The 24075-nt window shown below is 52.9% G+C and carries 17 protein-coding genes and 1 pseudogene; 15 read left to right on the plus strand and 3 right to left on the minus strand.

Annotation, left to right across the window (positions count from 1 at the left end; translation table 11 throughout):
* Nucleotides 1-166: 166 nt before the first annotated feature.
* Nucleotides 167-1184 (minus strand): annotated as a pseudogene (locus ACZYSM_RS26990) (IS30 family transposase).
* Between the two features lie 583 nt (nucleotides 1185-1767).
* Between ACZYSM_RS26990 and ACZYSM_RS26995 the strand changes: the two are divergent.
* Complete coding sequence (locus tag ACZYSM_RS26995) at nucleotides 1768-2778, plus strand: helix-turn-helix domain-containing protein (protein ID WP_489076383.1); 1011 nt, start codon at nucleotides 1768-1770, stop codon at nucleotides 2776-2778.
* A 30-nt stretch (nucleotides 2779-2808) separates the two neighbouring features.
* On the opposite strand, the gene ACZYSM_RS27000 is transcribed toward ACZYSM_RS26995, so the two are convergent.
* Nucleotides 2809-4380 carry an EAL domain-containing protein gene (locus ACZYSM_RS27000; RefSeq protein ID WP_489076421.1) on the minus strand — a complete coding sequence of 524 codons (1572 nt, stop codon included), beginning with the start codon at nucleotides 4378-4380 and terminating at the stop codon, nucleotides 2809-2811.
* A 366-nt stretch (nucleotides 4381-4746) separates the two neighbouring features.
* Between ACZYSM_RS27000 and ACZYSM_RS27005 the strand changes: the two genes are divergently transcribed.
* The 7 genes from ACZYSM_RS27005 to ACZYSM_RS27035 all read left to right on the plus strand — a co-directional run bounded on the left by ACZYSM_RS27005 (nucleotide 4747) and on the right by ACZYSM_RS27035 (nucleotide 9164).
* Nucleotides 4747-5271, plus strand: coding sequence for a hypothetical protein (locus ACZYSM_RS27005; protein WP_489076385.1), 525 nt, complete (start codon nucleotides 4747-4749; stop codon nucleotides 5269-5271).
* 16 nt (nucleotides 5272-5287) lie between these two features.
* The gene (locus ACZYSM_RS27010; RefSeq protein ID WP_489076387.1) at nucleotides 5288-6451 is read left to right on the plus strand and encodes an alpha/beta hydrolase; all 1164 of its coding nucleotides are present in this window, start codon (nucleotides 5288-5290) and stop codon (nucleotides 6449-6451) included.
* Nucleotides 6448-7575 (plus strand): hypothetical protein, encoded by a 1128-nt coding sequence (locus ACZYSM_RS27015; RefSeq protein ID WP_489076389.1) that lies wholly within the window; start codon nucleotides 6448-6450, stop codon nucleotides 7573-7575. Before ACZYSM_RS27010 ends, ACZYSM_RS27015 begins: the two co-directional genes overlap by 4 nt.
* A 102-nt stretch (nucleotides 7576-7677) precedes the next feature.
* The gene (locus ACZYSM_RS27020) at nucleotides 7678-8280 is read left to right on the plus strand and encodes a hypothetical protein (protein WP_489076391.1); all 603 of its coding nucleotides are present in this window, start codon (nucleotides 7678-7680) and stop codon (nucleotides 8278-8280) included.
* A gap of 24 nt (nucleotides 8281-8304) precedes the next feature.
* Entirely contained in the window at nucleotides 8305-8520 is a 216-nt protein-coding gene (locus ACZYSM_RS27025; protein WP_489076393.1) for a hypothetical protein, read from the plus strand.
* 164 nt (nucleotides 8521-8684) lie between these two features.
* Nucleotides 8685-8885, plus strand: coding sequence for a hypothetical protein (locus tag ACZYSM_RS27030; protein ID WP_489076395.1), 201 nt, complete (start codon nucleotides 8685-8687; stop codon nucleotides 8883-8885).
* Nucleotides 8886-8933: 48 nt separating this feature from the next.
* Complete coding sequence (locus ACZYSM_RS27035; RefSeq protein ID WP_489076397.1) at nucleotides 8934-9164, plus strand: hypothetical protein; 231 nt, start codon at nucleotides 8934-8936, stop codon at nucleotides 9162-9164.
* Between the two features lie 102 nt (nucleotides 9165-9266).
* On the opposite strand, the gene ACZYSM_RS27040 is transcribed toward ACZYSM_RS27035, so the two are convergent.
* Nucleotides 9267-10133 (minus strand): hypothetical protein, encoded by an 867-nt coding sequence (locus tag ACZYSM_RS27040; protein WP_489076399.1) that lies wholly within the window; start codon nucleotides 10131-10133, stop codon nucleotides 9267-9269.
* A 378-nt stretch (nucleotides 10134-10511) separates the two neighbouring features.
* On the opposite strand from ACZYSM_RS27040, the gene ACZYSM_RS27045 reads away from it, so the two are divergent.
* The 7 genes from ACZYSM_RS27045 (at nucleotide 10512) to ACZYSM_RS27075 (ending at nucleotide 24055) form a co-directional block, all read left to right on the plus strand.
* On the plus strand, nucleotides 10512-12380 hold the full coding sequence (locus ACZYSM_RS27045) for a hypothetical protein (RefSeq protein ID WP_489076401.1): 1869 nt from the start codon (nucleotides 10512-10514) through the stop codon (nucleotides 12378-12380).
* A 334-nt stretch (nucleotides 12381-12714) separates the two neighbouring features.
* Nucleotides 12715-14310 carry a serine hydrolase domain-containing protein gene (locus ACZYSM_RS27050; RefSeq protein WP_489076403.1) on the plus strand — a complete coding sequence of 532 codons (1596 nt, stop codon included), beginning with the start codon at nucleotides 12715-12717 and terminating at the stop codon, nucleotides 14308-14310.
* A gap of 164 nt (nucleotides 14311-14474) precedes the next feature.
* A complete protein-coding gene (gene aqpZ / locus ACZYSM_RS27055; RefSeq protein WP_489076405.1) occupies nucleotides 14475-15179 on the plus strand; it encodes an aquaporin Z in 705 nt (234 codons plus the stop codon).
* Between the two features lie 198 nt (nucleotides 15180-15377).
* Nucleotides 15378-16448 carry a helix-turn-helix domain-containing protein gene (locus tag ACZYSM_RS27060; RefSeq protein WP_489076407.1) on the plus strand — a complete coding sequence of 357 codons (1071 nt, stop codon included), beginning with the start codon at nucleotides 15378-15380 and terminating at the stop codon, nucleotides 16446-16448.
* Between the two features lie 296 nt (nucleotides 16449-16744).
* Entirely contained in the window at nucleotides 16745-21484 is a 4740-nt protein-coding gene (locus ACZYSM_RS27065) for an autotransporter outer membrane beta-barrel domain-containing protein (RefSeq protein WP_489076409.1), read from the plus strand.
* A gap of 154 nt (nucleotides 21485-21638) precedes the next feature.
* Complete coding sequence (locus tag ACZYSM_RS27070) at nucleotides 21639-23309, plus strand: hypothetical protein (protein ID WP_489076411.1); 1671 nt, start codon at nucleotides 21639-21641, stop codon at nucleotides 23307-23309.
* Nucleotides 23310-23368: 59 nt separating this feature from the next.
* On the plus strand, nucleotides 23369-24055 hold the full coding sequence (locus tag ACZYSM_RS27075) for a hypothetical protein (protein ID WP_489076413.1): 687 nt from the start codon (nucleotides 23369-23371) through the stop codon (nucleotides 24053-24055).
* The last annotated feature ends 20 nt before the right edge of the window (nucleotides 24056-24075 follow it).

The following is a 24075-nucleotide window of genomic DNA, read 5'->3' on the forward strand; positions in this document are numbered from 1 at the left end:
ACAATGACCTTTCAGCCAAGCCCTTCAGGTGGAATAAGACGGCTGAATCAATCATCAGCTCTGTAAACAAAGCAAAGCTGGGGGCGATAAAGAATAAGTTATTGAATTAACCGCTCAGGACACTAGGGGTGGCGCAAAGGGCGGTCTCAGGTTCCAAGTGCAACAGTCAGTTGATGGTTTCGAGCTTGTTGCTCGCCAATAGCTGATGGTAATCAACCAGTACTTCGACCGGAAATTTCCAGCCCAGCGTCTGGCGTGGCCGAGTGTTCAGCATGTCGGCAATTTCGTCCAGCCGTTCCTGGGTGACCAGCGAGAGATCAGTGCCTTTGGGCAAATACTGGCGCAGCAAGCCATTGGTATTTTCATTGCTGCCGCGCTGCCATGGACTGTGCGGGTCTGCAAAGTAAATCTTCATGCCGGTGTGGGCCGTGATTTCAGCGTGGCGGGCCATTTCACTGCCTTGGTCGTGCGTCATGGTTTTCAGCAGTGAGGGTGCCATCCGCGACATCTCTCGGGTAATAGCTTGAGCGGCTACATCGGCGGTCGGAGCGTCAAGTTTTGCCAGAATTACGTAACGACTGGTGCGTTCAACCATCGTGGCGACAGCAGAGCGATTATTGGCCCCGATGATCAGGTCGCTTTCCCAGTGCCCTGGAACAAGGCGGTCTTCGACCTCCGGTGGACGCAAATGGATGCTGAGTGCCGCAGGGTAGCGCTCTCGACGTGTGGCACGCTGGGTTCGCGGGCGACGCTTGCCTTTACCTTGGCGCAAGTAGCTGATGAGCTGGCGTTTCAACTCGCCTCGCGGATAGGCATAAATTGCCAGGTAGATGGTTTCGTGACTCACATATCGCTCGGGGTGATCGGGCCAGATACGGCGTAGTCTGCTGGCGGTTTGCTGGGGTGACCAGCCAATGCGCAACATTTCTATGAACACTTGGAACAGCTCAGAGCCAGAGCACAAGCGAGACTGACGGCGCGGCTTATGACGTAGCACTCGTGCCCTGCGTGCGGCGTGAGCCGAATCATCGACCCAGTTGGCTGTGCCGCCTGATCTCACGGCTAATGGTACTGGGATGGCGTCTGAGTAAAACGGCGATAGCTCGCAGAGTGAGTTGTTGAAGCTGCATCACCATGATGGCAACGCGCTCCTCAGTGCTGAGATGTGTGTACTTCGTTGGCATGGCAACACCTTACATCAGGTGTTGCACTTGCTCCTTGAGACCGCCGATACAGGTATCTCAGCGTGAGACGTCAGGATCAAGGAAATGAGACGCGGCGCGGAGGTGAGTTTATAAAATGTTAGTAGGGTAACCCAGGTATTAAGCTGAAGCAGTCGTTTGCAATTAAGGTCTCTATTGATGGTTTGGCATGCGTCCTCAGCAAACTAAGTAAATGTCGCAGGCCTGCCATTGAGCGGGCTTTCTTATGTAACCAATCGAGGCAATTTTTTCTTCGACTACTTTGGTACACGCAAAAGTTCGTGCGGATAAGCTTGATGAGAACTATTTCGCTCGAGATCAGTGTCACCGAATAATCAGCGCCTCACCTGGTTTTTGAGCTCCAGTTCCCATTCTTCATCAATTGCTGGCCCATTGGATCCAATAATCCAACGGCCATTTTTTTTTTGGTCTAGAGTTACTGCGTAGTTTTGAGCTAGTCGGAGTACTCGTAGTAGTCCGCAGCAGAATAGCCCGTGGTAGACCGCCCATTCGATAGGAGTGGCTACCTCGGTGTCTTGAGGTTCTTATGTATGGGGAGCGAGATATGGCGACGGTTGAAGTTTTTTTCTCTTCTAAAACAATAGAGTCATCGGCACGAGGTGATTATTGGCGCGAGATGACAAGACCGGTCTTTGACATCGGAATGCCTGACGATAGTCAAAAACGAATAATAGAGGGCGATCTTTCCAGTCGTTCGAATGGAGAGCTGCTTATTGGTCGGACCAATTTTTCTGCGCAAAGCTTCGTACGAGCGCGTCAGAAAATTCAGGTGAGCGGATTGGATGGCTATGTGCTCCAGCTGTTTGTGGCAGGCAGCATGCGTGGCAATGTCGGCGAGCACTGTGTTCATGTCAGGCCTGGCGATTTGTATATTCTGGATCTGGGGAAGGTGTGTGAGAACCACGTCAGCCCTGGATCGCGTCTAACGATGATGGTTGAGCGGGGGCGTTTCGAACGCCTGGTGGGGAGGGCTGACTTACACGGCATGGTCTTCCGGCGCGATCAACCGATTAATCAATTACTGACCGACTTTCTAGTCGAACTCTGGAACGTTTCGCTCGATTTGTCTTATACCGATTCGGTGTTGGCGGTGGACGTTGTCGGCAATCTCGTCAAGGGCGGGCTTGGAGCATGCGCGCCAAAACTTTCGGAGGAACGAGGTTTTTTTCAAGACACGCTGCGCTCAAATATTCTGCACTTCATCGACGCTAACCTTGCGCATCCTGAGCTGGGCGTTGAGGCGATTGTCCGTCGTTTCGGTGTTTCCAGGGCAGGCCTGTATCGGGCGTTTGAGCTCGATGGAGGGATTGCAATGGTTATTCGCGAAAAACGGCTGAATGCCGCACGTGACTTGCTGGCCCATTCAGATCGTTTGCCGATTTCCCAGGTTGCCTATACCTGCGGTTTCACTAACCAAAGCCAGTTTTTTAAAGCTTTTCGTCGCCAGTTTGGTTTTTCACCCAGTGAAGCGGTTGAGGTGGAACCGCCCAAGAATACGGCGCCGAATATCGGAGGGCTTGTCGCGCACTTTTCAGAAGCCGCACGTTTGTATTAATAAATGATGTTGTGAAAACGCTGGCGCCAGTCAGCGTTTTTTTTGCGCTTCGTCATGCCGGGATGTTGTGTGCTGGTCCAGGTGGCTCAGGAAGTCTAGTGCTGGCATGGGTTTGGCGAACAGATAGCCTTGCAGAAAATCAACGCCCTGTGATACCAGGTAATCACGCTGTTCGGTGGTTTCCACACCTTCGGCAACGATGCTCAGCTCAAGCTTGATGCTCAATTCGATGATGCTGTCCAGAATGTGTGATGAGAGTGCGTCAACCCCAATCATGGCGACAAAGCTCTGATCGATTTTCAGGTAGTCAATATTGAGTTGGTGCAGATAGCCAAGGCTGGAGTGTCCCGTGCCGAAATCGTCAATGGCGATCAGTACGCCTATTTTGTGTAGTTGCTCGAACAGTTGATGGGTAATTGCGCAGGGCGTGACCAATTCGCGCTCGGTCAACTCCAGCACCAGTCTGATCTTTCCTGGGGCAAAGGCGGCAAGGAACTTGCGGCAATCTTCGACCAGTGCCAGGTCATGACAATGGTTGGCGGTGATGTTCACCGCGACATGGAAGCCTGAGCCGAATGATGCTGAATGTGGGGCGAGAAGGGCGGCTGCTTGCTGCATCAGTGAGCGCGTCATGGGCACGATCAAGCCCGAATGCTCGGCAAGCGGAATAAATAAATCTGGGCGCACCAAGCCTTCGCGGGGATGATTCCAGCGCATCAGAACTTCGAGCCCCGACCACTCCAAGGTATGGCTGCATACAATTGGTTGAAAATAGGGAACAAACTCTCCTGCTTCGAGTGCAAGTTGCAGCTCATTGATCGGGGCTCTGGAGTGCTTTAGCAGGCGGCTCGCGGTGGCGCCCGCGAGCAACCCCATGATCAGAAACAGCGCCAGTAACAGTGGATACTCTTTGTTGATATAGCGCCAGGTTTCTCCTTTGAGAAAACCTGCGGTCACGCTAAAGGGAAAATGTGTGGAGTTCAGGGTGGTTTGTGCAACGGCGAAGGTAGGAGGAGGGGGGCTGGTGATCAGCCCCTGACTGGACGTCCAGGCATTACCAACCTGCAGGACCAGGCCCGTCTGGCGTCCGATCAGGCGCAACATGTTGCTTAGGTGATAGCCGTCGATGTTGATCATGGCGGCGCCATTACCTTGCGACAGGCGATAGACCAATAGTGATGACTTGGGCGTTACCGGGTTGCCACTCATCAACCATAGCGTGCCATCGACATAGTCTCGCGGGTTGACGGCTTCCTGATACGGGCCGAACAACGACGTGCAATATAGAGTGTTGTTCCAGGCCAGATTGGCGGCACGCACAAAAGGTCGTCGGGTTACCTGTTCGCGCAAGGCCAGTTCGATATCGGCGCACGGTTGTCCGGCCAATGGTGCAATGGCGCGCGCGGACAATTGAGCATTGTCGAGTATCAAGTCAAATTGCTTGAGTGCCTCGTCGGCCGTTTCCAGGGCGTGGGCGTTCAATGTTCGGCCGGCTTGCCAGTGAAGGATTGTAATGCCTGAAATGATCGGCAGCAGACCAACAAACAGGCACAGCGCGTAACCGACAAGCCTTGTGTGTGAGGCCTGGGTGGTCAGTGGCATGGCGTAACGCTCGTCGATAAGAGGTGTCACGAATTCGACCCTGCAGGTTTTTTGGGGCGTGCGAACGTAGGGCCGTAGTTATCACGGCTGTATCGATTGTAACTAACAAAACGCTATTAATCGGGCGATGCTTGGCCGTTTGGCTACATGTGAGATGCCTGGAACAAATATATGAGACGTAGGGCGGGGTTGTGTGTGTGGGATTTCGCGATATTGGACACTCTGTATAAAAGCCCTTGGGGTGCGTGGGTGTGAATTGGCACTCGCCGTCAAGGTTCAGCCGATTGTTCGTCATTTGCGGTCAAGTTAGAGCGTAACCATCCCTCATGCCGAGGTCAGTATTCCTGTTCCGGGAGAGTGTTAATAATGATGCCAAAATACAAGGATTGGATGCGGAACAGGAATGTCCGTGCACACAAGATTTCGTGTGGTAGAGCGCGGCGGGTAACTATTGCGCTCGCCCGGTTTGCGTGTATTTCACTGTTGGGTATCAGTGCAATAACCCGGGCAGAAACCTCCGTGCTATCGCCGGCACAAATCACCTTGGTTGCTCAATCAATTGAAAAGCTTAAGCGTGTGCAAGAGCGCCAGATGGCGACCCAGTGGAGTGATGCAAAAAAGGTTTCGGAGTTCATCTGTCGGCCTGTGGCGTTGAACGCTTTAAAGCCAAAGTTGAAAAGTGTGGATCGTGTTTTTCTGGGGAGTGACGATCCCAAAAGTCTGTCGCTAACTGGCAATACCGCGCTGATTGGTAGAGGACAGGCGCGAGTCGTGGACGGTTGGCGCGAGTTCAGCTTCCGCTGCGAAGTGAGTCCGGTGACGGCGAAAGTGATGCGCTTTGATGTTTCGCTTTTGCCGGTCGGCGGCAGTCAACAAGACGCGGGCAACTGACACGATGGTCAATCTGATGAAAAAACGTTTACCTGTTCAGGTGTCGCTTAAACCCCTGGCATTGCTGGGCGTGTTATTGGGTTGCAGCGTATTCCCGGGCTGCGCGGCGGCGGTGCAAATTGCCAATGATCACCTGCTTGATAGCACGCCTGTTTGCCGGCCGCTGCCTGGCATCCGGGCGTTTCTGAAAAAGACCAACGAGCTGTCCAATCCACTGGACTCATTAACGCCTGATTCGATTATCGAATTGCGGGCGCAAAGAAATCAAAGCGCTGCTTATCCATTGCGGCGGATTGAACTGCAACGCGTGCAAGACATCAAAATTCCCTCCGTAGACCACCACATTCCAATTCGTATTTACACGCCGTCAGACCAAAGCCTTGCGCGGGCCGGGAAATTACCGGTGGTGTTGTTTGTACACGGCGGAGGCTGGACCTTGGGCAGCGTTGCTGCCTACGACAGTATTACCCGTGAGCTTGCTCGCTCGATTCCAGCCTTGGTGGTGTCGGTCGACTATCGTCTGGCGCCTGAGCACCCATACCCGGCGGGCTTTGATGACGTTTATGGCGCGCTGCAATGGGCCGGCGCACACATAGCTGAGTTTGGTGGAGATGCTTCACGTATCGCGATCGTTGGCGATAGCGGCGGTGCTAACTTGGGCACCGCCGTGGCACTCAAAGCGCGCCAAGCGGGCGATGTGCGCGTTCTACAGCAAACGTTGTTCTATCCATCCACTAACATTTCGAGCACCGACACACAGTCCTATCGAGATTTTGGTGAAGGGTATGTGCTGACGCGAAAATCGGTTGAGCTTTTTCGAGGCTTTTATCTCCCGAGACAATCGGATTGGACCAACCCCAATGTTTCTCCATTGTTGGTCACCGATGTATCAGGCATGCCGAAAACACTGGTCATAACTGCCGGCTGTGACCCGCTTCGCGATGAAGGCTTCGCTTACGTGAAAAAACTCGAGAAGCAGGGGGTGGTGGCCGAGTATCGAAATGCATCGGGTCTATTTCATGGATTTTTGAATCTGTTCAACTACGACAAGGTGGTTTCTCCGTACGCGGCCAAAAGTCTTCAATATGCTTCGAGGGTTATTCGAAAGGCGTTTGAAGGCGCGACCGATCAATCTTCTGCTCATGCAGTAAACTCCAATATGCGTGGGCATAGTCAATGAGTAAGAAATTTATCTGGGACAAAAGTACTAGCCAACTCTACGACAGGTCGTATGGGACCAGTGTTCTGGATATAGAAGATTTTGGCAAGGCCGTTGGCACACGGTTTACATTGGATGCGAGCGATGAGGTGCTGGCGATTGTCCAGATTTCAAAGGAGACTTCGTCTGAAGTCGTATGGGGCGGTCTTGTCGAAGAACAGGTCTCTGCCAATACAGAAATTAATATTGTAAATGGCCAACTGAGAATAGTCGGTACGCGCAACTCGTATAAAGAAGGCGAGGGCACCTGTTTTTACTGGGGCGGTGTGGCACAGAATCATCCTTGCACGGCAAGTGGCTCGTTACGCGTGATTTTGTCTAACGACAGCATTTTTGCGTTAAGTAATCTAAGTGAACTTTGCACGCAAGCCAGCGACTTGCAGGGGACCGGCGTAGGCGCTGCAGATGTGAAGTTGTTGCTTCACGACAATACGTTATTTGTCGTGAGGTCTGTGGGGGCTTTTATATTTTGTGGTGAATTGAACGTGCTGGATTCGGCCTGCATGGATATTGTCGCGGGTTTTATTTCAATGGACGCGGGGCGGTTTACGATTGCCAGTGAACTACGCCCGTTGCGCAAAGAGCATTCACTGAGTCTCAGGTCAACCAGAGATGATGGTGAGGTCGGTGTGCAACTGGAGGGATTTCTATTTGCAGGCAAGTCATCATCGCTATTGTCTGCGGGGTGTATCTCTCTGGCAGACATCATTGTCAGGCACCAGGCAGTACTGGTGATAGAAGCCGATGAGTTAGATTTCTATTTTTACCCGGACAGAGCGCATTTAATCAGCCTGGGGGCGGGCGCTTCGGCGGTTTCAATAATGCCGTACTCGTTAGGCAATAGCGCCACATTTGATTTTATGGACGAGTTTAAAGAGTACCCCGAAGGTCTGTTTAATTTTGTTAATGACAGCGGGGAAAACACCGGCATCTTGAGGCTTTCTTGCGTCCCTCACCCGGGGCAAATTAACGCACTGGTGAGTCGAAAGCTCTTGTGTATTAATGGCGTGCCCATCAATCAGCCATCGCAGATGAATATTACTCAAAGTGCTGACCTGAAGGTGCTGGAGATTACAAACCTATAACGCTGAGTAGTCTGTTGATTTTTTAGATCATCGAAAACTCTTATCGCCGCCTAATGGTTGTAAGCGATAAAAATAATGTGATTTTGCAGCGCCAGGAACTCCATGAAATACGTCGATACTTTGCTCTCGGGGACTTACGCCCGACTCTTCAGCTCGCGGCTGGCCGTTGCGCCGCTCTCCACCTTTTCGACTTCAATCAAACTTCACTCGGGCTCTAAAGTCACTGCCACGCGGGTCCTGTGGTACACCTTATTGCCGCCGGTGGCGCCTGCCGGTGTTGCCGCAGTCTTGAGTGCCCCTGGCTCGGAAGTGGGCGCGGTTTCCGGTTTGTACGTCAGCTATCACGGGGAATGGCAACTGGTGGTGCCTTACCCGGCGGTCTGTGATTACGCGGCGACCGGGCTGCAGTTGAGTATCTATCTGGATGTGAGCAGTCGTTATGCGGTGGCTGCCGATTCGTTCGCGTTCAAATCGGGGGAGGCGACCTCCGACAGCTTCATTCCGGCTGGCCCAGGGATATGGGCCGTGGTGACGCTGGATGCGTTGGTGCGCACGCGTGCAGTGGCGGCTGCAACCGCCAGCACCCTTGGGGGGATTCGAAGTGGTGGCGACGTCAGCGTGTGTGGAAATGGCACGGTCACGCTCAAATGCGCAACACAGGCGGATGCCGGAATCGTGAGATTGGCGAATCAAACGGAAACGTAGGTAGGTATCGACAATGCAAAAGCCGTGACACCAAAAGATCTCAGGGCGGTGTATGCGCCTCTGGTGAGTCCTCAGTTCTGCGGAGCGCCGGTTGTTACCCAGGCATCTGACAAAATCAAGATGTGGGTTGCGAAGAACTCGAGTGCCAGTTACTCCGCTAATGCCCCGATGACGCTGGACAGCCAATCGGTCTACCTGCAACTGGGTGGCGGTGAATACAGCACGGGCAGCTTCGCCTGATTGGCTTCGGTTATACGGTAGAGGGCGCGGCGGCGCCGCTGCTCATTGGTTATCAGGAAAAGCAGAGCCATCGTGGCACTCTCGGCGATTTTCTGGTCGCCACACGCGATGTTGAGGGCAGCTTCACGCCCACCGAGAAGTTCCGTAACTCGTACGACGGCCACGTGACCATCAAAAATAATCAGGTGGCGCCTGACTATCAACTGGCTGATCAGGAATTGGTAACGTCCAGCTACCTGGATGCCAGGCTACATGGTGCACTCGCGAGGCGTCCGTTCAATGCGTGGCAAGTGGTGGGAATAAACAGCGCCGAGATTGATGACCTGCAGGACGGTGACATCATCCACTATGCTGACGATCTGTAAGTTCCACGTCAGCGGGTACAAGTCAGTTTCGTCAAGATCTTCAAAGACATGCCATTTATGCGTCCAGGTGCGCGTATCCGCGTCATCAATACTTCGCAGGTCAATACTCAGGTGGTGGTGCATATGGATGCGGCGAATCACAAAGTTATCGGGTTTCCTGATGGCTGTGTGGTAGAGGCGGCGGCGACCTTGCGTCAATTCTATGTGCAGGGCGGTGACAGTGCGGAGTTTATGTGGGACGGTGCGCAGATTATCTGCATAGGGCAAGCGCTTAGATAAAATCACCGGGAGTCTCTCATCCGCGTCTGGCTGTTGCGACCAGGCGCGGATGAAATATCAACTAACGCACCCTCTGATTTTTCGGCAGGGCACGCAAGGGGCTTAAGGTTTTGTTCTGGCTTTTACAGTTATCCAGCTGTAAGTGCCATCGCCTCTTTTTTCATTGTTGTGATATTCAGTCTCGAAAAATGTACTCATGCTTGTTTGTGGAGTGCCATCAATGGAAATAATTCCCGTCGCGAAAAGTTCAGTGTTTTTAAAGCCATTTGCAGCATCCACATCGATTTGAAGAGCGCCTTTTGCTTTGCTGGAAAAATTAAACAACCCTTTTGGGAGGGCTGGATCTAAGAGGTTGATTGGGGAAGCACCTTGAACATCCGATCTGATGCTTAACGTCGGATTGCCACCCTGGAAGTTAATTAGAAATTGATCGTGGTAAACCCTCGAGGCTCCAGCGGTGTACAGCTCGATGCGGGAATCATCATTCATTTCAATGACAGAGCTGTTAAGTGACTGCAACTTTCTGAGCAACAAACTCGACGCGTTTTTTAACGTGATGTTTGCTCCAATAAGATAAGCAGGCGCGGAAATATAAATTTTTGATGTGTCGTAAGTAACAATCTTCGATTGTCTTTCAATGACAGTCGTCTCAGGCCCGGAAATATTTAACATCCCGGCCCTTTGGAGGGTTAATGACAAGGGCCCCTCTATCCCCATCGTAAGGTCCGTTTTTTCTACGGATAACGTGCCTGATAATATCGATATGTCCACGCCCGCATTGAGGCCTGAAGTGGACAAAGGCCAAGAAACTCCAATGCCGCTATTGCTGTGCAGGGTTAGCGTAGCGGGTGAGTCAACAACCAGGTAGGTGCCTGGTTTTTTGTCACCGCCCGATAAGGTTGCATTTGATACCGAATCAAAACACTGTGATTCTGCCTCAAGCCAAGTGTCTTTAAGAATAGTGCCCATGAGTGATTCCCGTCGCTGAGTGATTAAGAGAGCGTTGCTCTTCTGCAACTTGCGTGACAGTTAATCTCATGAATATGCACAAGTACCGTCGTTCTCGTGTCTCATATTTTTGGTCCGGGTGTCTCGTGCCCGGCAGTTCTGTCGTGAGACGCCAGGGCTAAACATATGAGACGCAGGGACGAGTTGCGTCTGGGTGATTGAGCGATAGTCGGGTTCAGCGTTTACATTGCAGGTTACGTATAAAAAACCAATGGAGCTGTTTAGAGCGGTGCGGAGCATTAAAGCCAAAGCAGGGTCCGCTCTTTCGACGCCTTTATTCCATTGGGTGTAGCCGTCCTTCAGTCGTGAGCGGTATTCCCATGCTCGGAGAGCAATGAAATGGCGAAACACAACAGTACTCAGTTGGAAGCACAGCAGGGCGATCAGGTACAGGGGATTGAGATTCGCCCGTTGAACGGCCGCGATTTTCAACCATCCGGTACCAGCATTTCGTATGACTGCGCGCGAGCGCAGGTCGTTGCCAGTGGATACACACACGACGTCAAGGACACCATTGTATTTACCCTCACGGGTGAGGCTTCTTTTGACGGCAAAAATCCAGGTGCTCAGACGACAACGAGGCCGGTGACGTCGGAGGGCTTTGCCGATGTGACCTTCTATGGTTTGGTCGCAGATCCTGTGGCCCGTGTGGTTTTGAGTGCAACACTGTCGAAGGACCCAGAGGTCAGCGGTACACGTAACGTTACGTTCATGGCGTACCCGATTGCGACGACTGATCAACTGGGTTGTGTGATAGTGGGCGACGGGCTGGAGATCAAAGCGAATAAGCTGAGCGTGAAGGGCTCGGGTTCGTCTTCGTACACTTTGCCGATCGCCACCCCAAGCATCTTGGGTGGGGTGAAGAAAGGCACCAACATTCAGATTACCGGCGATGGGATATTATCGGTTGCCACGGCAACAGCAGCGGGCGCGGGTGTTGTGCCGCTGGCAAGTTTGAACGAGGTCCAGGACGGCCTGGATGCTTCCAAGGCAGTGACCGCCAAAGATCTCAAGACTCTGTATGCGCCGTTGGCGAGTCCGCAATTTTCCGGGACGCCGTTCGTTATTCAGCCCGATGACAGCGTCAAGATGCGGATTGCTAAAAGTGCCGATTTTGCGGCTGGTGCGCCCACAACACTTGATAACAAATCGGTCTATTTACAACTGGGTGGAGGTGAATACGGAAGGTTGAGCTATCGCATGCTGGGTTTTGGTTACGTCTTCGGTGCATCGCCGCCGCCACTGCTCATCGGCTATCAGGAAATGGCAAGTCAAAGTGGTAGTACAGGTGATTTCCTGGTTGCCACGCGTAGTGCTGACAGTCTCGATGTTTCAACCGAGAAGTTTCGTATCTCGGCCGGTGGTCAAGTAACAATCACGAACGATCAGACAGCAGTTGGCTATAAGGCGGCACCTCAGGAGTTGGTGGCTGCGCAGTTATTGAACCGGTCAACACAAGGCATGATAACTATCCCTCTAGACCCTAAGAAGGGTGGCGGCTCGATCGACCTGCACCCTGAGCAGGTCAGTCATCCGATTATTCAATTTACGGGAGTACTAGGGGGGGATTTTTACGTTCGAATGCTGGCTGTTGGTCGATGGACAATCATCAATGATTGCACAGGAGAGTTTCCAGTTTATCTACAGTATTCGGCTTCCTACCATCCCGAGTTACCCGTTTATAGTGGCCAGCGCGTAGATATAGTGGTTGTGGATCAGGGCGCGGGAGGAATTCATACGTACCTTGTAGCACCGCAGGTGTTAACTTCAGGAGGTAACGTAACAGTTTCTGGTGATGGTAAAGTTTCAGTTATATCCAACCCGAATTTCACGGGCACGGCCACGATTACTAGCGATCAAACAAAGAATATCCCTGGCGACCAAGAACTGGTGACCAGCAAGTATTTGAAATCTCGGACTCCTACTCCTACGTTCTTTGAGATTTATGGCACAAATTCCATTAAACCTCCGTTTATCGGTGGGTCGACTTGGTTGATGGGGCCAGGAATAACTTGGGACTGTCATCTTGATGTTTTCACTGCTGCGACGTTAGAGGTGGGAAATGGGGATTGGTTTATGTACGCAAATGTAAGTCAGATGAATTCTTTTAAAATTAAATTTTCTGATTCTGTATTTGTAAATGGATTTTTTGCTCCAGCTGGAACGGAACTTAATTGTCTTCCTGGAATGTGCGTAAAAGCTTTCTGAAGTAGAGGTCACTGCTGGGTACTAGTGTGGTCTTTATAGTTAGAATGAAGTGTTTTTGGTGTGGGATGACTCTCTTGAGAAATCTGTCAAAAAACTCGGCAAAATTCAAGTGGGCGATAGATGTCTGGTTATTGGTTTTACCAGTGATTTATATCATCTGGCTTAAGCACAAATACTGCCTTTGATCAATGCTCTAAGTAGGCCTGAAAGTTGTTTTTAGTGGGGCTAGCCGTTAACAAGGATTAAGTGCCGGATTAAATGTTCCAAGGTCGCTCGCGATCTATTGGGCAGTGACACCCCGCACTTTTATTGCGAAAAATACAGAGGTGCTGCCATGCCAGTATTAGCTATTGCAACAGTAAACAGTCTGGGCGGTGTCAAGCTGGACCCGCTCAAAGACATTCAAGTAGACCTTGGAACGGTCAGTACGAAGTACAACGGCCTTCTTAATTTTGACAACACGTCTGTCCTTGTAGGAGAGGGTGCGAAAGGCACAAACTTATGTGTAGCGATAGGTAGGTCTGCCCAGGCCGGCAATGATCAAGCAATTGCAGCATGGCCACTAAAGGCCTTGAGTCGTGCAGTGCGAGCCCTGCTTGGTGGCGCATCGCTCGTCTGCGCAGCCACCTGGGCTATGCCTGCACACAGCGAGACGGTGATGCTGCATCCGCCAGTCGCCTCGATAGATCCGATGGCTGCCGGGATTATGCAAGGTGCGCCGCCGCCGTCGGGTAAGTTGGTCACATTGGCCAATGGCCTGGTGTACCCGTTCAACCGCTGGAGTTTTTCCAACATGCGCCGGCTGTTGCCGACGCTGGGCGTGTGGCGTGGAGATGGTCCACCGTCGCCTTTACGTCTGGCGTCAGGCGGCAGTTCTGAGCTGGCGGCGCTTCAGTTCTCGGCCAGCGACGGCACACGGCATACATTCTCTGAACTGATGTCGCTCACGGACGCCGATGGCCTGCTTGTCATGCATCGAGGGCGAATCGTCTATGAGCAATACGCGGGCGCATTGAACCCTCAAACTCCGCATGCGTTGATGTCCATTACCAAATCGTTCGTCGGTACATTGGCAGCCATGTTGGTGGACAACGGCACGTTGAAGGCCGATGCGCTGGTGACACGCTACATTCCGGAACTGGCCGGTACAGCGTATGACCGGGCTACGATTCGCGACCTGATGGACATGACCGTTGCCGTTCAATACTCCGAGGATTACAGCGATCCCCGTGCGGATATCTGGCGGTATATGCGCGCGGCAGGTTTCATGCCGCGCTCCGCCGAGAATGCCGGCCCCGGCAATCTCTATGACTTTATAAAAACCCTGAAAGCCGACGGTGAGCAGGGTGCCGAGTTCTCCTACAAGACCGTCAACGCCGAAGTGCTGGCGTGGGTACTCAAGCGGGCGACGGGGCAGTCTCTGGGGAGCCTGCTGTCGAGCAAAATCTGGCAGCCGCTCGGTGCGCAGGAAGATGCCTATTTTGACGTGGATAGCCAGGGCAACGAGAGTGGCGGCGGTGGGCTGAATGCGACGTTGCGTGACCTTGCCAGGTTTGGTGAGGCCATGCGAAACAACGGACGTTTCAATGGCCGGAAAATCATCCCTGAGCGTGTAGTGGCTGACATTCGTCGGGGTGGCGACCGGGCGAAGTTTGCACGGGCCGGCCACACAGCACTCGACGGCTGGAGCTATCGCGATATGTGGTGGGTTTCGGGCGACAAGGATGGTGCATTCGAGGCGCGCGGGATCTTCGGTCAAGCACTGTATATCGACCCCAAGGCAGAGGTCACGATCGTGCGCCTGGCCTCGGGACGAGTCCCGGCTAACGGGGCCAATGACTGGGTTACGTTGCCGGCCTTTCGGGCGGTGGCGCATTTACTGATGGCAGAACCCAGGGCAGGGCGCATCAGTGATTCACCGCTTTCGTAGCCTCGCAAGGCGAGACCTCTCCCACCTTTGATCTGCGCAATCTGAAGGATTGCGTTCGCTTGACTGACATCAGGGCTTGTCGGCTGGTGGCGCCTGCCTGCAGAGGGGCACAGCAATATTTACATGCAGCATTCACATGCAACATTCACATAGAGGAAATGGATATGTTGAAGAAATTAGTCGCAGAAATGTTCGGCACGTTTTGGCTGGTTTTTGGTGGGTGCGGTAGTGCGGTACTTGCCGCTGGATATCCGAACCTGGGGATCGGGTTCGCGGGTGTGGCACTCGCGTTCGGGCTCACGGTTTTAACCATGGCCTACGCGCTTGGGCATATCTCGGGCGGGCATTTTAATCCGGCGGTTTCCTTGGGGCAGTGGGTTGGTGGAGTGTTTGCTGGCAAGGACTTGGTGCCGTACATCGCTAGTCAAGTGCTTGGCGCGGTGCTAGCAGGTGCGGTCCTGTATGTGATTGCCAGTGGCGCGTCAGGGTTTGATGCAAGCGCATCGGGGTTTGCTTCCAATGGTTACGCGGCCCATTCTCCGGGCGGGTATTCGTTGTTGGCCTGTGCGCTGATTGAGTTGGTGTTGACCGCGTTCTTTGTGCTGATCATCAACTCAGTGGTGTCTCGCCCCGAGCTTTCCAGTTTTGCACCCTTGGCGATTGGGTTGGCATTGACCTTGATTCACCTGATCTCGATTCCGGTCACCAACACTTCGGTGAACCCTGCACGCAGTACCGGTGTGGCGCTGTTTCAGGGCGGCTGGGCGATCGATCAGTTGTGGTTGTTCTGGGTTGCGCCGCTTCTGGGGGCGGTACTCGGTGGCCTGATTTCACGGGTGTTCAAGGCCAAGGCCGGTCAGACCGAATAGCCTCTGCAGATCACCCATGCCGTTTAGTTAAGCGGACGTAATGCTCAAAGCCGCGAAGATCAAATGTGGGAGCGGGCTTGCTCGCTCCCGCAGGGTTTTCATTTGTTTGTTGGATCTTCATTTCAACGTTGAAACCGAGTGGGTGATGTTCCGCGATTTTGCTTAAACTCTAATCGGCCCAGGGAAGGAGAAGTAAACATGAGTGCGTGTGACGGTGACTTAGGCAGCTCTGCGAATGTATCTACCGCTGTCAATTTTTCAACGCACTCGTTGGATGAGTCGCTCAGGAGCGAGGCCTGGCGGCGTCTGACGGCACCGCTGTTCTCGGTGACGGTGGCGGACGCCCGGCAGCATGCTGTGCTGGAGGGCGGGTTTGCAGCTCATGTTCTGGGCAATTCAGTGGTCGGCACGATGTGGTTCAACGCGCAGCAACATGAGCGCGATCAGCGTCTGGTGCTCTCTGCCGAGCAGGAACTGTATGTCGCGCAGCTATTTTTGGAAGGCGGAGCGGGCGTGGTGTGTGGCGGTCGGGAAGTCGACGTTCGGGTCGGGGACGTTCTCGTCCTGGATTTGGCAAAAACCGCGAGCTCTTTTGCGCCCAAAGGCGGCAAGACGGTCTGGATGATGGTGCCGCATGCCGCGCTTGACCGAGAAAGCGGCGGGCGCAATCTGCACGGTGCGCTGGTTCGCTCAACTGATCCGCTGGCGAGCCTGCTGCGCGAGATGTTGATCAGCTTGAGCGAGCATGGCGCGCCGCTTAGTGGCAATGATGCGTGTGCGGTCGAGGGCGCAGCAATCTCATTGCTGGCCGGGACCATCATTCGTAGCCGGATCGATCCAGTCCTGTCCACGCCGGCGCTGTCGATTGTATTACGTCGTCGGATTCTGGCTTATGTGGATGAACTACTGACTAGCCCTCAGCTCGGGGTCGAGCATTTTGTTGCGCGTTTTAGTGTCTCGCGGGCTCATCTTTACCGGATCTTTTCTGAGGATGGTGGTGTGGCCGCGATGATTCGGGATCGTCGACTCGATGCGGCCTACCGGGATTTGACCCGGCCTGGGGCGCATCCTGCGGGCTCAATTACTGAAACCGCGCACAAATATTTCTTTTCCAGCAGTAATCACTTTCTGCGTGCGTTTCGTGCGCGCTTTTCGTGCTCGCCTTCCGAAGCTATTCACACTGGTATGGAGGGGCGAGTGGGGTGCTCGGCAAGCAGTATTCTTGAGCATCTTTCAACAGTCGTCGCATCGATGAGCTTGCCCGTTTAGCTGTTTGTGAAATGCTGTTCGGTGTTGACGTTTTTCGTGAGTAGTTCATCTTCTTTAATCGCCATTCAGGCGTTTTAATATCTGTTAATCATCCTTTTCTATTGGTAGTGCCATGTGAGTAGCGAGCGAAATCGCGCGGGTCTTAGATGGTGCTCGTGTACCTCATTATTATCGACGATTTTACAGTGAGGGTGAGACGTAGGGGTCAAATATATGAGACGTGGTGGAGGGAGCTGCTCCTCTGGTGCGCAGATACTTTAAGCATGATTTAGCCTTAGCTTAGCGAGACTCGCTATATGAACGTTCGAATTGGTTCTGGTTCTGGTTGTGCTATTCCCTTTAGGTTGAGCAGGGTCTTTCTTGGTATCGCGAGTATTGGTTTTTTTGGTGTCTCTTCGTATGTTTTAGCGGATTGTCCGCCGGATCGGGAGGTGGTTTACGGGGCGCTCAATCGCAGTCTAGGGGATTGCGCAAAGGCGGTTCCCGATAATTCACAGCCCAGTAGTTCGGCGTGGCATATCGATCAGAAAGGGGCGTATAGCTCAGGCGATAATGTTCTCCTGGAAAATACCGAAGGCGATAGAGGTTTGGATCTGGATAGTAGGGGCGCAGCTGGCAATTTGTCATTGGAAGCCCAAGGCAACTTGACGGTTGATGCGCGCTCGATTTCCAGTGGTAACCTTATTAGAGGTCTTTCTATTTCATCCTCTATAAGTGCTGATGGTGTTCAGCCTGATTCGGCATCGTTCACGCTTGATCCAGGTGCAACGATGGATGTGTCTGTCTCTAGGCAGGGTGACGGTGCCGCGAGCGGCATTTATGTCAACGGCACTGGCGCGATTGTCGAATTGAACGGGGCTGTGGATGTCAATGTTGAATCGCCCAATACGGGTGTCATTCATTCGGTCCAAAACTCCGCGGTATATGTGGGGCAAGGCGCTCAACTGACTTCTCGTGGGGGGCTAAACGTCACAGGTATTAATGTTAATGGCCTCTATTTGGATGGCATGAACGGCGCCAAGTCAGTCTCAGCAACGCTCAGTGGACCGATAACGATTAATCAGAGTGGTGGTGCAGATAATGATGTTGGGGGAGGGGCCGGTGTCTGGGCTCAGTCTGCAGGATTGACTATTGTGGGTGACCCAGGTAGCACTATTGAAGGACATCGCTTTGCCGTTTTTGCTAGCAGCAGTCAGGCCGCTCTGAGTAATCTATCGCTGATAGCGACAGGTAAAGAGGGTGCCGCGATTGATGTCCAAGACGACTCCACTTTTGTTGGGAGTCACTTGTCTTTGACTACCTCGGGCGAGGGGGGTTATGGATTTTACGTTAGCAATAACAAAGTCGCTGTCAGTCTCACGGATGTGTCCATAGAGGCGCAGGGGGTTGATAGTCATGGCATAGAAGTGCTCTCGGCGGGAGGGCTGATACTCTCTAGTTCTTCCGGTTCGAGAATGAATACAGTGCACGTCATTGATCATTCAGTTGGTGTGGAAGTCTTGGATTCGGGGGGGCTTACGATGTCCCGGACAAAAGTTACAGCTGACGGGACGGGCTCGACGGGCATAAGCGTCAACTCGGCGGGGGTTGTTGGTGTATCTGATTCGATTGTGAGCACGACGGGTGCAGAGTCTACTGCGGTTGATGTACAAAAAGGTACGGCAACATTCGACACAACCTCAATCGATACCCAGGGTGATGGTTCGGTCGCAATGAATGTCTCGGGCGGGCAAGCTGATCTGAATCATGGTATGGCGATTGAGACGAGAGGGGACAACTCCTTCGGAATAGTGATTTCGGGAGGAGCGGTCAACATTGGCAAAGGAGTGACAATCGAGACGCACGGCAGTGGCGCGGACGGGCTTGCGGTCTCCAATAGGGCTGCCTTGGTGTCGATTGATTCCGGCACCAAAATAACCACCCACGGTGAGGGCGCCAACGCCTTCAGCTTGACCGGCGCTGACAATACTTACACGTTCGATGCCAATGGTCTGCGGCTCGCAAATCTGAGTGCCGAGAACGGCGCGTTGATCTATGCCGGTTACGGCGCCACGCTGGAGCTAACCAAGGGCAACCAGTTTGCTGCGTCGACAGCCACCATTGCTAATGGCGTTCCATCGTCATGGGGGGCGATTGCTGATTCTGGCGGTACGGTCCGGCTCGATGATGGAGTTGACACCAATGGCAATGCCTTGCTGGCCAACGCTGGCGGTACGCTGGTTTTCAATGGTAGCGCCTCGGCAGCGAACTCGATCGTGCAACTTGACGCAGCCACGGGCGCACACTCTCTAGCCATTATAGGTACATCTGCAGGTAAGCTCAGTGCCACGGGCCAGACGCTCTCTATCGGCGCTTTGACGGGCGCAGGGCTGATTGAGATGGATCCTGCACTGGTGACCCGGCTCAATCTGGGCAGTGGTCAGGCGACAGCCGCGGGCACGTACGTGTTCAGCGGAACCACCCAAGGCTTGGCCGACCTGTACAAAACGGGCAGCAATACCCAGGTGATGCAGGGCGATGCAGCATGGGGTGGGATCAAGGACAGCTACCTCAATGGCGGCGTTCTGAAAATAACCGGGTTGGCTAACCCAAATGCCTTCGACAAAACCTTCACTATCGATAACGGCTGGCTGGATCTGTCGGGTACTTCTGCGGTTTTTGATCGAGACCACCCGGAAACTGCTGCAAATTGGGGTGATATCAAGATCCAGTACACCGATGGCGGTAACGGTGGGGTCATCGGCTCCAACGATAAAATTGACATTGCCGACGGGCCAATTGGTTACCACATCGGTGATCCCGCGTCGAACGGGGTAGGGGTGTATGTCGTCAAAAATGGTTCTGGCACCACTACAGTTACTGCGGACAACACCTATGTCGGCAATACACAGATCAATGCCGGTACCTTGCAAGTCACCCGAGACAATAACCTGGGTGATACGACGTTTGAACGTGAAGTGCGTCTGCAAGGCGGGAACTTGCAGATATCCAAGGGCACGGACCCTGCCGGCTTTGAGTCCCTGCGCGGGGTGGAAGTATTCAATAGCGGCAGTGTCGTAGTCGATGCCGACGTGACGGCGACCTTGGGCTCGATTGCTACCTATACCAAGGATGCCAGTGGTGGGTTGGCGCTCGGTGGGAACGCCGTATTCACCAAGAAGGGCGCGGGGGCCTTGAGTGCTAACGCGACGTTGCTTACTGGCGGCCTGGTGGTGGCGGGTGGCAGCCTGGACGCTGGCATCGTCAGGATCTCCAATGTCAATAACGAGGCAGCGATTTCGGCGGCAGGGGGCACGGATCTGACGTTGAAGGGCGGATCGGTCGACGGCGGCAGCGCTGGGGTCTATACGGTTTCTTCGGCAGGCACGAGCATATTTAACGCGGATGGCACGCGCCTCAATGGCGACATTACCTCAAGCGTGGCAGGCGCCGTGGCGTATTTCGGTTTGTCGGGGGGCAGCCAATTGAACGGTGTGATTACCCAGAGTAACGGCGGTCAGGTCAACGCGACCCTGGCAGATGCCGATACGGTTTGGAACATGAGCGGCGACTCCAGCGTGCAGCAGTTGACGAACAAGGGCGTGATCCAGTTCTCGACTCCGGCCACGAACGACGGTGTGGCGGAGTACAAAACCTTGTCTGTTGCCGGAGACTACACCGGTGGCGGGACCATTGGTCTGAACACCGAGTTGGGTGTGGGTGGGGCAACGCAGGCGTCCAACACCGATAAAGTGATGATCGCCGGGAATGCCACAGGCACCACCACACTGCACATCACCACCACCGGAACCGGGGCGAACACCAATACGGCAGACGACAATAAGTTTCATGCCGGGGAAGGTATCTCGGTTGCGCAGGTCGGTGGTAGCGCGACAGCGACTTCATTCAAACTTGACACGGCTTATGTCGCGAGCCCTGGCAGCCTCTACCAATATCGGTTGTTCGGCTACGGGCCCGGAGGGCCTTATGGGTCGAGTGGCTTGAGCGGTGGCAGTGGCTGGGACTACCGTCTGCAAACGGCATATGAGGACGATCACGGGAACATTATTCCGGGCGTTCCCACCGTCGCCCCTCCGGGCACGCGGCCCTTGGTTGTGCCGCAGACCAGTTCCTACCTGATTGCACCGCTGGTGTTGCAACGCTACAACGCGATGTTGATGAGCGGCTTGCACGCCCGCCTTGGCGACATCGCCTCGTCAAGCGACGAACTCGGCGATGAAACATTCGCGCGGACGCTGGGCGAGAGCGGCAGCTATACCTCCAATCGCAGTTTTCAACAGTACGGCTTCGGCTTTGACCAGCACAGCCAGGCCCTGCAATTCGGTGGCAACTTCCTGCGTCATACAGCGGCAGATGGCGATACCTACCGCATGGGGCTGGCCGCGACCATCGGTACGGTTCATGCGACGCCGCGCACGACGCAAGCGACCAGCAGCAACTTGTCAATTCAGGCCTACAACCTTGCGTTGACCTCAACCTGGGTGTCCGCGCAAGGCTGGTACGCAGATGGCGTACTGGGGGCAAGTTTTTACCGTACCAGTGTCGACGGCCTGAACCGCAACGCCGGCACGCTGTATGGCTCCGGGCTGGACTTTTCACTCGAAGCAGGGCGCCGGATCACCTTGGCGTCGGGCGTAGAAATTGAACCCCATGCTCAGTTTATGGGGCAAACCACGCACTTTCGCGACATGGTGGACGCCGATGGTGTTAAAGCCTCGCTCGGCAATGCTCAGGCGTGGACGACCGCTGCTGGCATCAGGGTCAGCTATCCGATCTATAACAAAGGGACCACCATTAAACCGTATGCGGATCTAGGTGGTAATTACACCTGGATGACCGGTGATCAACCTACATTGGCAGGGCAGGAGTTCACTACCGCTAACGTTGGTGGTGGCGTACAACTTGCGTTGGGTGTTAGTGCGCAACTTAGCGATCGCCTGCAAGTGTATGGTGAAGCCAATGGTCAGGCGCGTCCGGGTAAGGGTTATGGCAACTCTGCGGTGGGGGGGGATGTGGGGTTGCGCTACTCTTTCTAAAGAACTAGTTAAAGAATTTGCAAGTGGCCATAATTTTTATAGTTTCTATTGTTGTTGTTGTTGTTGTTGTTGTTGTTGTTGTTGTTGTTGTGTTATGAGATGCATCGCTAACGCGTGCAATGAATGTTTTTATATGATTTTAGGAGTTTGTGCTATGTCAGCTAAAGGAAGTGAGTTTGTGGGTGGTAGCCAGTCCGTCATCTTTTCGGCGCCGCAGCCGGGGGACGTCTATTGGGGGGAGGTTGTAAAGTTCACTGTAACGTTGAGTGCCTTGACTAATAAAATTAAAGCTACAGATTACGTCCAGTTTGCACTTGATCTACCGGGTCAAGATGAAGTTGGGGTTAGGGTAGTTGATCCCAAGCTAGCGAGTGGCAGGGTGATTGTTGACCAGCGCTTTGTTAGCACAAACGCAGGGACGATAGAGCTAGAGGTTTATATCTTTGGGGTGGATGGGGGATCAGTTAACTTGGGCGCTACATTCTTTCAGGAAGGTGTAGCACCAGTTCCAATTGATAAGATCAATGGTATAACAATTAATCAAGCAACCCCAGGCAGAGACTATTATTCTGATAATAGGCTCTTGCTGACTAATACAAGTATCACGGCACCCAGTAATAGCCCCGCACCGATAAATTACTTTAAGGTCAATTATGTACCAATGGATAGAGATGAAAGGCCAATTATCGGCAAGCAATTTGTTGCTAATTTAAGGTTGACGTCTGGTACGGTGGATGCAAGTGGAGTCTCTAATATCGAAGGCGCTTTGAATAACCTTTATATCTATACAGGTGCGGCGAAGTCCAGACTTACTATCGATAGTGCAGGTGCGGATTACCCCGATGCTGGTACCGTTCAATTGGTAAAAAGTGATCCGAGTGGGAAATTTGATCTTTATATTTGCGCGGGCAGTAAACTATTAGCTGGTGATGTTCGTTTTGATATGCCTGGGAATAGTAACAGTAATGGCGTCCTAATAGTTACTGATATGGCGAAAGCCGATCCTAATATTGACGGGCCTGAACTTACACGGAGCGTAGTCGACGTGTCAGAAGAGGCAGCGGTGATGGGAGGAATACCTTATCGGAAATCGTACACTGATGGGACGCAGTTTTACTTGATTGTGTCGTATCTGAATGCAAGTCAATCGAAAGTGATCAATTATGCTTTGACGAAGATATTCGTCGACAAGACGTCATGGAATAATAATGATAGGTATTTTTACTTGCCGGTTGACCTTCTGAATGCGCCGACAATACCGGGAGACGCTTCTGCTGGTTTACTAAGTCATGTGTCGTATATCACTATGTCGGGTGGAGGAGAAATGAACCAATCTTCCAGCACGGGAATATTTGCGATGCGTTCAGCCTCTACCACGCAACCAGTTACGCCGCCGCCCGGTAATCAGGCTATACCAGCTCCGATTTTTATGGATACAACAATCGATTACCCGCACCGGGTGACTCCGAAGATGTGTTCTCCAGAACTGCGGCTTAAGCTGGACTGGACTGTCTCAAACGTCGTGCCAAAAGCCGGGAACGTGTATCTCACCCTTAGTGGTTGGGATGTCGATAGCGGTGTGTTTAAGCCGGCAACTCCGGTTACGTACCCTTTCAATGCACCGAGTCCAACGGATCTAGCTAATAAATTTATGATTGTGACAGTACCTGCTTCCGAGACAAAGGGCTATGCCGCTAATCCGAAAAATGGGGCTTTAGGTGATATTACTGCAACGTATTACGAGGCGAGTTTACCAATTAAAACTACCACATCGCTACCCGTGAGCGCTAAGTTCTACAGTTCGGGTCTTAGTGACTCGCGCTAATTCCCAATCTGATGGGGGCCTGCCCGTCTCTTTTGGCGGGTAGGCATAGGAGAGTTGCAATGAGAGAAAGTGACCTCGATGCACCATTGCTGCCGAATGCGGATAACGGAATTCTTGATCTTGGCGATATCAAGGATGATTATATTCAGATAGTTATCAGTCGCTACGCAGAAGTCAATAGTGGTGACAAGATAACGATTCGCATTGAAGGCTCGAATGGAAAGGATAGTTTTCTGCGATACGGCTATGTATCAGATCCAGGATTATTTTCTTTGGCGGGAAAGAGTATTCAAATTAGACCAGTTTCTGTGTTTAGTGATGGTCAGTTCAATATAACATACACAGTAGAAAGCCGATCGGCCAATATTTCAATCTCAAGAGCTTTGAGTATTACCGTTATTAATGCGCCTAGCGCGGAGGCGGATGTGCAATATCACCAAGCGACATATGATGGATTTTATCTCAGTGGTGTGATCGATTCGTGGATAGTGCCCTTTGATTATGCGATTTCTCAGAACGATGACGTACTCATTTCACCTCTGGACCAAGTATTGGGAGCGGCCACGCTGAGTTTGTCTCGACGTTCACAGGCGGTCGGCGAGGCAACGGTAGTTGGGACAATGACTTACGCCACAGGGCAATGGGTATTTAGGTTGTCCGGCCTTGGCGTAGCGCTGAAAAAAGGCGATGAACTGTCGCTGACTCTGGCGAGCAATGCCAATCTCGGCATGACGGTAACGGTATGACGTCCCCGGTAATAATGGTT

Source organism: Pseudomonas sp. F220, from assembly GCF_057813935.1.